Annotated in this window: 8 protein-coding genes; 2 read left to right on the top strand and 6 right to left on the bottom strand. The window is 26.6% G+C overall.

The genetic code is table 11. The features are described from left to right. Nucleotides 1-40: 40 nt before the first annotated feature. The 6 genes from HMPREF0629_RS04870 to HMPREF0629_RS04895 form a co-directional block, all read right to left on the bottom strand. On the bottom strand, nucleotides 41-1,327 hold the full coding sequence (locus tag HMPREF0629_RS04870; RefSeq protein ID WP_009222237.1) for a methionine gamma-lyase family protein: 1,287 nt from the start codon (nucleotides 1,325-1,327) through the stop codon (nucleotides 41-43). Then, nucleotides 1,314-2,231: a tRNA (adenosine(37)-N6)-dimethylallyltransferase MiaA gene (miaA, locus tag HMPREF0629_RS04875; protein ID WP_009222238.1), complete on the bottom strand. Its 918-nt coding sequence runs from the start codon at nucleotides 2,229-2,231 to the stop codon at nucleotides 1,314-1,316. Before miaA ends, HMPREF0629_RS04870 begins: the two co-directional genes overlap by 14 nt. Before the next feature lie 4 nt (nucleotides 2,232-2,235). After that, nucleotides 2,236-4,095, bottom strand: a complete 1,860-nt coding sequence (mutL, locus tag HMPREF0629_RS04880; RefSeq protein ID WP_009222239.1) for a DNA mismatch repair endonuclease MutL — start codon at nucleotides 4,093-4,095, stop codon at nucleotides 2,236-2,238. Further along, a complete protein-coding gene (gene mutS, locus HMPREF0629_RS04885) occupies nucleotides 4,092-6,728 on the bottom strand; it encodes a DNA mismatch repair protein MutS (protein WP_369688056.1) in 2,637 nt (878 codons plus the stop codon). The genes mutL and mutS overlap by 4 nt, the downstream gene beginning before the upstream one ends. Then, nucleotides 6,721-8,121, bottom strand: coding sequence for a tRNA (N6-isopentenyl adenosine(37)-C2)-methylthiotransferase MiaB (gene miaB / locus HMPREF0629_RS04890; RefSeq protein WP_039856868.1), 1,401 nt, complete (start codon nucleotides 8,119-8,121; stop codon nucleotides 6,721-6,723). Before miaB ends, mutS begins: the two co-directional genes overlap by 8 nt. Before the next feature lie 81 nt (nucleotides 8,122-8,202). Beyond that, nucleotides 8,203-9,144, bottom strand: a complete 942-nt coding sequence (locus HMPREF0629_RS04895) for a LysR family transcriptional regulator (protein WP_039856645.1) — start codon at nucleotides 9,142-9,144, stop codon at nucleotides 8,203-8,205. A 113-nt stretch (nucleotides 9,145-9,257) separates the two neighbouring features. Between HMPREF0629_RS04895 and HMPREF0629_RS04900 the strand changes: the two genes are divergently transcribed. Then, a complete protein-coding gene (locus tag HMPREF0629_RS04900) occupies nucleotides 9,258-10,664 on the top strand; it encodes an aspartate ammonia-lyase (RefSeq protein ID WP_009222243.1) in 1,407 nt (468 codons plus the stop codon). 7 nt (nucleotides 10,665-10,671) lie between these two features. Beyond that, nucleotides 10,672-12,036, top strand: a complete 1,365-nt coding sequence (gene fumC, locus HMPREF0629_RS04905) for a class II fumarate hydratase (RefSeq protein ID WP_009222244.1) — start codon at nucleotides 10,672-10,674, stop codon at nucleotides 12,034-12,036. The last annotated feature ends 15 nt before the right edge of the window (nucleotides 12,037-12,051 follow it).

The raw sequence follows: 12,051 nt of genomic DNA on the forward strand, positions 1-12,051 counted from the left end.
TGTACGTAACGTTACGACATTTTTTCTATATTCTATACATCTAAATATCTAAAAACCCATTACTTTTAAAATTTGATAAAACTTTTAAAAGTGCAAATTTTGCATGATAATATGTCAATCCTCCCTGATAATATACAAAATAAGGTTCTCTCATAGGTCCATCAGCAGATAATTCTATTGATGAGCCCTCTATAAAATCACCTGCTGCCATTATTACTTTATCTTCATATCCAGGCATATCCCATGGTTCCGGTAAAAAATGTGAATCAACAGGAGATGCTTCTTGTATTGCCCTACAAAATTGTTTAAGTTTTTCAGGATTTTTTAATTCTATCGAAAGTATTATATCAGATCTAATATCATCTGTTTTTGGAATACAATTATATCCTAATTTTTCAAATACACAAGAAAATAGTTGAGCAGAGTTTATAGCATCTTCAACAACCTTCGGAGAAATAAATAATCCTTGTAATATTTGTCTTGTCATCCCAAAGCTAAGTCCACATTCTTTACCTATTCCGGGAGCTGTTAATCTATTAGATATTCTATTTATTAAATTGTGTTTACCCACTATATATCCTCCGGAATATGCAAGTCCACCACCCGGATTCTTAATTAATGATCCCGCCATTAAATCCGCTCCAAAATCAGTAGGTTCATTAATATCTGTAAATTCTCCATAACAATTATCTACAAAAATTATTATATCTTTATTAATTTCTTTTATTAATTCAATTGATTTTTTGATTTCATCCATAGTTAAAGCTCTTCTATTGCTATATCCTGTAGATCTTTGTATACAAACTAATTTTGTATTAGGACGGATCTCATCTTTTAACCCATCTATGTCAACTAAATTATCCTTTAATGGAATTTCAGAATATTTTATACCCATTTCAAGCATATTTCCATATTCTGTTCCGTTAACTCCAATAACTTTTAATAAAGTATCATATGGTGTTCCTGATGCATATATAAAATGATCATTTGGCTTTAAAATTCCGAATAATGCAAGAGATATAGCATGAGTTCCACTAACTATATTAGGCCTAACTAAAGCATCTTCAGTATTAAATATATCTTTATAAATACTTTCTACTTTTTCACGACCTATATCACCGTAACCATATCCTGTCGTCCAATTAAAATCAGTAGCCTGTAGTTTATTTTTTTGCATACTGTTAAGTATTTTTACTTGATTATATTGGCTTATTTTTTTTCTATCATTAAATTTTTCTATAAGTAAATTTTCACATTCATCTACAAAATTAATTATAGACTTATCTATATTATAATTATCCAATAATAAACTTTTATATTTTTCCAAATTTTTCTCCTATTGTATTCATAATTTTTTCTTCTAAATCTTTATCATCTTTATCGAACCAAATTATTCTACTATCTCTTTTAAACCATGTAATTTGTCTTTTTGCATAATGTCTTGAATTTTTCTTAATTAAATCTATAGCTTCATCCAATGTTAATTCCGATTTTAAATATGATATTATTTCTTTATATCCTATTGCTTTAAAGCTATTTAATTCGCAGTTTTTATATTTATTTAATAAAAACTTTACTTCCTGAACTAAACCTTGTTCAATCATTAAATCTACTCTGTTATTTATTTTTTCATATAATTTTTCTCTTTTCATATTAATTCCTAAAAAAAGTAAATTATAATTATTATTTTCTTTTCTTAAATTTTCATATTCTCCATCACTCGAAAATTCTAAAATTTCTAATGCTCTAATTATCCTATTTCTGTTATTTTTATCTATTTTATTTGCAATATTGATATTTTTTTCTTTTAGTTTTTCATACAAATACAATACACCATTTTTATTAATTAGAGATTCCAAATAGTTTCTATACTCTTCATTTTTTTTTACTCTTTGGAAACTCAAATCATAAACTAAAGAATTTATATATAATCCTGTACCCCCCACAATAAATGGAAGTTTCCCATTTTTATTTATTTCACTTATTAAGCTGACAGACTGTTTTTTAAAATCCGCAACACTAAAATCATAACATGGATATACCACATCAATCATATAATGTGGTATATCCGTTTCGTTTATATTTATTTTAGCTGTTCCAATATCCATTTCTTTATAAATTTGCATTGAATCTGCAGATATTATCTCGCAATTATATTTTCGAGATATACTTAAAGAAAGTTCAGTCTTCCCTATTCCAGTAGGTCCTGTTAATATTAAAAGATTGTCCAACTAATCACTCCCTTAAGAATAATTTTTCTATTTCTAAACTTTTTAGTTCAATAATTGTAGGACGTCCATGAGGACATGTGTAGGGATTTTTACATTCTAATAGAGATTTTATCAATGCTTGAACTTCCATATCAGATAACTCATCTCCTGCTTTAACAGCAGCTTTACAAGCTTTTTTCATAATTTTATATGAATCAACTTCATAACTGGATTGTTTTATCTTATCTAAAGAATCTATCGTATCATGAATAAAATCATATCTTACTCCATGTCCAAAAATCATTGGAACTTGTCTAATTACTATTGAATTTTCTCCAAATTCTTCAATTTCAAATCCCAATGATTTAAATAATTCATAATTATTTTCCAATTTTTCTTTTTCTTCTACACTAAGCTCTATTATTTCAGGAGTAATCAAAATTTGGCTTAATACTTCGGAATTTTCAAACTGTTCCTTAAATTTCTCATATAATATTCTTTCATGTGCAGCATGTTGATCTATTAAATAGCACCTTCCTTTAGAATAATTTTCCAAAATTATAAATGTTTTAAAAAGTATCCCAACTAATCTTGTATTTAATAAATCACAATCTATTTTACTACTATCTTCATTATTATTCGTATTTGAATTCTCTAATGAGCTATTGATATTTTTAAAATCTTCATTATTTTCACATGTATTGTTTGTATTGTTATAAATATGTTTCTGTTCTTCAAAAAAAGCATTCGTTTTACTTTCAAATTCTTCTATAGAATTATTATAAATAAAATTTTCTGTTTTATTTTGAGTATTCTGTTCAGAATCAACTTCTTTAAACATTTCAAAAATATTTATATTTCTTTCTTTTGGTTCTTCTTTGATTGGATTTATAATGCTTCTATTAGGATATAAAGTTTCATCAACTAAGTCAGATAAAATTGCAAGTATATTATTTTCTTTCGACAATTTAACTTCATGTTTCTTAGGATGTACATTTACATCAACAAGTATAGGATCAATGTCTATATATAATAAAAATACGGGATATCTATTTAACGGTATCAATGAATAATAATGTTTTTCTATTTCTTTAGATATATCTAAATTTTTAACATATCTACCATTTATATAAATGTACTGATGATACCTATTAGATCGATATAATTTATTATCGGATATAAAACTTTTTATTTTATAAGAATTAGAACTAAAGTTTCCTTCTATCAAATTTGATGCCACTTCTCTTCCAAGTATAGAAAATATATGATTCTTCAAATTATCAGTTGCTGATGAATTTAAAATAACTTTATTATCTCTTATTAATTTTATTGATATATCAGGATTCCCTAATGCTATTTTTTGTACAACTTCATAAATATAATTAAATTCTGTATTATCTAATTTTAAATATTTCTTTCTTACAGGCATATTATAAAATACATCTTTTACATAAAAAGTTGTTCCGACAGGTAATCCAATACTGTTCATTTTTACTATTTTACCATCTTCAATTTCTGCTCGTGTTCCGGATAAATCATCTTTAGTTTTTGTTAAAACTTCTATTTTACTTATATGCGATATGCTAGCTAATGCTTCACCTCTAAATCCAAGTGATACTATATTATGCAAATCTTCAGCAGTTTTTAATTTTGATGTAGAATGACGTAAAAATGCTAAGTTTAGATCATCTTTATCCATTCCTATTCCATCATCCGTTATTCTTATATAACTTCCTATATTTCCTCTAACTTCAACAATTATATTTTTTGCTTTAGCGTCTATTGAATTTTCTAATAACTCTTTGACTATAGATGCCGGATTTTCTATTATTTCACCGGCAGCTATTTTAGCTATAGTGGCTTCATCTAAAAGTATAATGCTCATATTATATCATTTACCTCATTTATAATATCATTTAATAAATTAAGTGCTTCTATTGGTGATAATGAATTAATATTAAGTGTGCTTAATTTTTTTAGAAATTCATCTTTCTTCATATCAAAAATAGTTTTTTGACTAACCTTTATTTTATCTTTCTTTGCAATATTATTTTTTATATTCATATCTTCATTGTTTTGAATAAATTCAAGAATTTCATTTGATCTTTGAATTATAAAATCATTTATTCCTGCAAGTTTTGCAACATCAATCCCATAAGAATTATTGCTGAACCCTTCAACTATTTTCCTTAAAAATACAATTGAATCATTTTGCTTTTCAACTGATATTGTAAGGTTATTTATATTATTATATTTATTACTTAAATTTACCAATTCATGATAGTGCGTAGCAAATAATGTCTTTGCATGAATATTTGTCACCAAATATTCTACTAGAGCCCAGGCTATAGAAAGTCCATCATAAGTACTTGTACCTCTGCCGACTTCATCTAAAATTATTAAAGAATTTTTAGTTGCATTTTTAACTATATTTGCAACTTCTTTCATCTCTACCATGAAAGTACTGTCCCCTTTAGCTAAATTATCTGAAGCTCCAATCCTTGTAAAGATTTTATCAACTAGCGATATATTAGCTGATTCACACGGCACATAAGAGCCCATATGAGCCATTATAACAATAATTGCCACCTGTCTCATATATGTAGATTTACCTGCCATATTTGGCCCTGTTATAATGTGAATTAAGTTATTATTTGTATCAAGCAATGTGTCATTTGGAACAAATAGTTCTTCTTGCAATTTTAATTCAACTATTGGATGCCTTCCATTTTTAATTTCAATAATACCATTTTTATTTATAGAAGGTCTTACATAATTATTATCAATTGCAACAGTACATAGAGATACCAATACATCTAATTTTGATATATTTTTTGCTACTTTTTGTATTTGTATTATATTATTAGCTAAAAATTCTTTTAAACTTTTATATATTTCCATTTGTAGTTTAAATGCTTCACCTTTTGAGCTTAATAATTTAGATTCCATTTCTTTAAGCTCTATAGAAAAGTATCTCTCAGAGCCAACTAAAGTTTGTTTTCTTATATAATCTTTAGGAACTTGATTTGAATAAGATTTTGTTACTTCTATAAAATACCCTAAAATTTTATTATATTTTATTTTTAAACCTTTTATAGATGTTCTTTTTCTCTCTTTATCTTCTAATGAAAGTATCCATTCTCTACCTTTTTCACTTGCGGCAAACAATTCATCCAACTCTGTAGAATATCCTGTTTTTATAAATCTATTCTCATCAATATTAACAGGAGGATCATCTATTATAATATCTGCTATTCTTTTTCTTATAGATGCTAATGAATCCAGAGATTCTGCAATTTTTATTAAAGTTAAATTATCGCTAGAAATTAAAATATTTTTTATATTTTTAATTGAATTTAATGATATTAAAAGAGATATAATTTCTTTTGGAGTTATAGTCCTGTTTGAAATTTTAACACTTAGTCTTTCTATATCATATATTTCTTTAAGTTGAAGCTTTAGATCATCTAATAACAATAAATCTCTTTTTAATTCATTTATTTTATCAAATCTATCATTAATAGCACATTCATTTAGAAGCGGCTCTTCTATCCACTTCTTTAATTCTCTTGAGCCCATTGATGTTTTTGTTTTATCTAAAATTTCAAGCAATGATTGTGATTTATTTCCGGTATTAATTCCCTTTACAAGTTCAAGGTTTCTTTTAGAACTCTCATCAAGAAGCAAATATTCATCACTGTTATAATATATGATTGAATTAAGATGACCCAAACTATCTTTCTGAGTTTTTATCAAATATTTAATCAATATATAAATTGAGGAATAGTCGCTTATCTTGTTTGTTGTTTTTAAGTTTTCTATATCATTAAAAATATTATTATTTATTAAACTGATTTCTTCATTAGTAAATTCTATATCATGAATAGACTCATAAAAATCTTCGATATAATTTATATATAAATTTGAAAATGTTAAAATAGAATTTAACTTCTTGTTTTTTATTCTATTAATCAAAATTTCTGAAGGATTTATTCTATAACATTCATTTATAAAAAAATCTAATAATTCATTAAAATTAAAAAATGTTTTTGATGTTGTATATAATTCTCCTGTGCTATAATCTGTATAACTTAAATATATACTGTTATTATTTATTACAGTACATAACAAATAATTATTTTCATCTTTTTTCAAATAATTAAAGTCAGTAAAAGTACCAGGAGTTACTATTTTTGTAACTTCTCTCTTAACTATTGTCTTTGCAAGTTTTGGATCTTCCATTTGATCACAAATTGCAACTTTATAACCTTTATTTATTAGTTTTGAAATATAACTATCCGCAACATGATATGGAACTCCACACATTGGAGTGTTTTCCCCCGTACTACTTCTCTTAGTCAAAGTAATTTCAAGTTCTTTAGATGCTATTATTGCATCTTCAAAAAACATTTCATAAAAATCTCCAAGTCTAAAAAATAAAATTTCATCTTTATGCTTTTTTTTGATTTCTAAATATTGCTCCATCATAGGAGTTAATTTTTCTTCTTTTTTACTCAATTATTTCACCTGTTAAAGAAAATGTATTAGTGTCTGTTATTTTCACATTAACTATTTTACCTATTTTATTTTTATCCGCCCTAAAATTAACTAACTTAAATTCTTCTGTTCTACCACTTACATTTTCAGAGTTATTCTTACTTACATCTTCCACTAAAACTTTAACATTTCGTCCTATATTCTTTTTATTTTTTTCAAACTGAATTGGATATAAGACATCTATAAGTTTTTGAAATCTATCATGTTTAATTTTATCCGGGATTTGCTCATTAGATTTTGCAGCAAAAGTTCCTTCTCGTTTAGAATATATAAATGTAAATGATGTATCATACTGAACTTTTTTTACTAAATCAATTGTCTCCATGAAATCCTCTTCAGTTTCACCAGGAAATCCAACCATTAAATCGGTGCATAATGCTATATTAGGATTTACAGTTTTTATTTTATCAATTTTTTTCAAATAATCTTCTTTACTATATTTTCTATTCATTAATTTTAATATCCTACTTGAACCTGATTGAACCGGTAAATGTAAAAAATTACAAAGTTTATCTAAATCTCTATAGGCATATATTAATTCATCCGATATATCTTTTGGATGTGAAGTCATAAATCTTATTCTATCAATCCCATCGATTTCATTTATTCTGTACAATAAATTTGCAAAGCTTATTGGTTTCTGTAAGTTTTTTCCATATGAATTTACATTTTGACCTAATAATGTAACTTCTTTAGTCCCGTTTTTTGCCAATAGCTCTATTTCTCTTATTATATCTCTTGGATCTCTACTTTGCTCTCTTCCTCTTGTATATGGAACTATACAAAAAGTACAAAAATTATTACATCCATACATTATGTTAACATAAGATTTATATGGATACAGCCTGTTAGCTCCTAAAGTATCATCAATACCGCTAAAATTTTCTTCTATATCCATTGATAATTTATTAGTCTCATAATTTTTTAAAAGAAGTTCCGGCAATTTCCAAATATTATTTGTTCCAAATATTATATCTACATTTTCAAACTTATCTATTACATAATTTCTAGACTCTTTTCTTTGCATCATACAACCACATACGGCTACCTTTAAGTTGTTTTTTTTCTTCTTTAAATGTTTTAAAACTCCTAATTGTCCATATACCTTATCTTCTGCAGAATGTCTTACTGAACATGTATTTAATACAACTAAATCACTATCAGCTAAATCTTGAATTATTTCATATCCCATTTTTTCTAAAATCCATTCAATTTTTTCTGAATCATGTTCATTCATTTGACAACCATGAGTTATTATTTTAGCTCTTTTATTATGTCCATAATTTTTCTCTACATTTTTTATATATTCATCAATATTTTCTTTACTATCTCTTATTAAATCATAATTATCCATCTTATTTTCCTTTCCTAATACTGTATAAATTATATCATACAAGTTCATTTTTATAAAATAAATAAGTAATTGCATATGCAATTACTTAAGATTTTTTGCTATTTTTAAAAACTCTTTAGTTGATTTTTTAATATACCTGTATTTCTTATAAAAAAAAGAAATATCTCTTTCAGAATCATTACTTTCTAATTTATATAAATAAATATTATCTTTTTTTCCAACATTTTTTAATATTAAGTCACTTATAAAAGAAACTCCCATACCAAAACAAGTTAAGTTAAAAGATGTCATTTGTTGATCTAACTCAAGTAATATATTCGGCTCAACTTTTTCTCTGCTACAAATTTTATCAGCTCTCATTCTTGTATCATTACCTTCTTTTAAAAAAATAAAAGGATCATCTTTAAATATTTTTAGTGGAAGAATAGGTATTTCATCACTCAAATATTTTCCTGAAATTATTTCATCGTATGATATTCTATAATCTTCCGCTTCTAAATTAGACTTAAATTTAGCCGGAACAGCGAGAATTATATTATCTTTTTCATAAAATTGCTTTTCATATATCGATTCATCAAATGCATAATTATCTATTACCACATCTAAATATCCATCATATAAATATTTTTCTAAATTTGCGGTATTGGTTTCAACAATATTAAGCTCAACCTTTGGATACTTTTTAGAAAATTCAGAAAGTATCGGAGGAAGCACATAAGATGTAAATAAATTTGTACCGCCTATTGAAATATGTCCTGCCTTCAAATCTCCAATATCATTCAAGTAGTTATCAAAATTTTCCTCGATTTCAAGTATTTTCTTAGCTGCCAATATGTACTCTTCCCCAAATTCAGTTAAACCTATAGGCTTCGTAGATCTATCAAATATATCAAACCCAAGTTCAACTTCTATCTTTTTTACAGCTGCACTTAAAGATGGTTGAGATATAAACAAATTTTTAGCAGCTTTTGAAAAACTTTTTTCCTTATACACTTCATATACATATTCCATTCCTCTAAACAATATAGTCACCAACCTATAAAAACATATAACATTATCTATTTGATTATATATTATGCCAATTTTATAATTATATCAAGAATAATATTAAAATTTATTAATTTTGGAGGAATATAATGAATGAATATAGATTAGAACATGATTCTGTAGGTGAGAAAAAAATACCTTCAGAGGCATATTATGGAGTACATAGCTTAAGGGCATGCGAAAATTTTGCTATAACAGGACATAAATTGCATGATGAACTCATAAACTCAATATCTGAAATTAAAAAAGCTTGTGCTATAACAAATATGGAGGTTGGTATTTTAAGTAAAGATATTGGAAATGCAATAGTATCTGCATGTGATGAAATAATTTCAGGAAATTTTCATGATCAATTTATAGTAGATCCCATTCAAGGAGGAGCCGGAACTTCAACTAATATGAATGCAAATGAAGTTATAGCAAACATCGCTCTTGAAAAATTAAATTCTATAAAGGGAAATTATAAATTAATAAATCCTAATGATCATGTAAATATGGGACAATCTACTAATGATGTTTATCCTTCTTGCGGAAAGCTTACAACATTAAAATTAATATCAAAAACAATTGATAAACTTATACTATTAAATTCATATTTTGAGTTAAAATCGAAAGAATTTAAAGATGTAATTAAAATGGGCAGAACTCAACTTGAAGATGCTGTCCCCATAACATTAGGTCAAGAATTTAATGCGTATAGTACTGCAATTAAAAGAGATATTGAGCGATTAAAAAGAGTCTCTAATGAGCTTAGAATTTTAAATTTAGGAGGAACAGCAATAGGAACCGGACTTAATGCAGACGTCAACTATGTCAAAAATGTTGTTCCTAATCTCAATAAAATAACAAATTTAAATCTTGTACAGGCTGAAGATTTAATAGATGCTACTCAAAATCTTGATTGTTATGTATCGGTTTCAGGAGTAATCAAATCATGTGCAGTTAACTTATCTAAAATAAGTAATGATTTGAGGCTTATGAATTCTGGACCAAGAGCAGGTATAGGGGAAATAAATCTACCGGCAAGACAAAATGGTTCTTCTATAATGCCCGGAAAGATAAATCCTGTAATACCCGAAGTTGTAAATCAAGTGGCATTTAATATAATAGGAAATGATATGACAATAACAATGGCAGCTGAAGCCGGACAACTTGAACTTAATGCTTTTGAACCTGTAATATTCTTCAATCTTTTTGAATCACTTGAAACTTTATCTGGTGCAATAATAACTTTAGCAGAAAATTGTATTAAAGATATAACTGCAAATAAGGAAGAATGTAAACATTTAGTTGAACATTCTATAGGAATGATTACTGCAATAAATCCTTATGTAGGTTATGAAAAAGCTGCAGAAATTGCAAAAGAAGCATTAAAAACAGGACAATCTATTAAGGAACTCATCATCAGAGATAATTTGATTCCTATAGATGAAATAGATGATATTTTAAATCCCTTTAAAATGATAAAACCGGGAATTATTAGTAAAGATAGGTGATTATATTATGGAGTATAGAATAGAAAAAGATTCTATGGGAGAAATAAAAGTTCCTTCTAACGTATATTGGGCTGCACAAACTCAAAGAAGTTATGAAAATTTTTTAATAGGAACAGATATTGTCCCATTAGAAGTAATTCATAGTCTTGCAGAACTTAAAAAAGCATGCGCAGAAGTAAATTTTTTAAATTCAAATTTATCAGAAAAAAAATATAATTTAATAACAAAGGTATGTAATGAAATTATAGATAATAAACTTAATAGTCACTTCCCTCTCATGGTTTTTCAAACAGGAAGCGGAACTCAATCAAATATGAATGTAAATGAAGTAATTGCTAACAGAGCTAATGAAATAGCAAAAGAAAAATTAATACACCCAAATGATGATGTAAATATGTCTCAAAGTTCAAATGATACTTTTCCAACTGCTATGCACATAAGTTCTACAATAGAAATAAATAAAAGACTTATTCCTGCAATAAATTCTTTAATTGATACCTTTAAGCACCTTGAAGAAAAATATTATGATATTATTAAAATAGGTCGAACTCATCTTCAAGATGCCACTCCAATAAAATTTTCACAAGAAATCAGTGGTTGGAGAGGAATGCTTGAAATAAACAAAAATATGATTTTAGAAGCATCAAATGGACTATTAAATTTGGCAATTGGTGGAACTGCTGTCGGAACAGGATTAAATGCTCCAAAAAATTTTGGAGAAAATGTTTCTGAAATTTTATCAAAAAATTTAGGATTTAAATTTAAATCAGATTTTAATAAATTTCATGCTTTATCCAGTAAAGATGAAATTGTGTATGCACATGGAGCCTTAAAAGCACTTGCTGCAAATCTTATGAAAATAGCTAATGATATTAGATGGTTAGCAAGCGGACCAAGATGTGGTCTTGGGGAAATAAATATACCCGCAAATGAACCGGGTTCTTCTATAATGCCTGGAAAAGTAAATCCCACACAAGCAGAAGCAATGACTATGGTTTGTGCTCAGGTTATGGGAAATGATATGACTATAGGCTTTGCAGCATCGCAGGGAAATTTTCAGCTAAATGTATTTATGCCTGTAATAATATATAATTTCTTAAAATCAGTTAGACTCTTATCTGATACAATTAATTCTTTTAATAAAAATTGTGCTTCAGGAATTGAGCCTAATGTAGAAAAAATGAATTACAATTTATATCATTCACTTATGCTTGTAACAGCGCTAAGCCCTCAAATAGGGTATGATAATGCAGCAAAGGTAGCTAAATATGCCTATAATAAAAATTGTTCTTTAAAGGATGCCTGCAAAGAGCTGAACCTTATGAGTAGCGAAGACTTTGATAAATATATAAAACCTGAAAAAATGGTATAAAAAAATACGGTGATC

The organism is Peptoniphilus sp. oral taxon 386 str. F0131, from assembly GCF_000090945.1.
GTDB classification, from domain to species: domain Bacteria; phylum Bacillota; class Clostridia; order Tissierellales; family Peptoniphilaceae; genus Anaerosphaera; species Anaerosphaera mikwangii.

What these genes read in the sequence shown, in the direction of transcription:
- mutL (WP_009222239.1), bottom strand. Translation starts at nt 4,095, where the DNA reads ATGAGCATTATACTTTTAGATGAAGCCACTATAGCTAAAATAGCTGCC.
- miaB (WP_039856868.1), bottom strand. Translation starts at nt 8,121, where the DNA reads ATGGATAATTATGATTTAATAAGAGATAGTAAAGAAAATATTGATGAA.
- HMPREF0629_RS04900 (WP_009222243.1), top strand. Translation starts at nt 9,258, where the DNA reads ATGAATGAATATAGATTAGAACATGATTCTGTAGGTGAGAAAAAAATA.
- fumC (WP_009222244.1), top strand. Translation starts at nt 10,672, where the DNA reads ATGGAGTATAGAATAGAAAAAGATTCTATGGGAGAAATAAAAGTTCCT.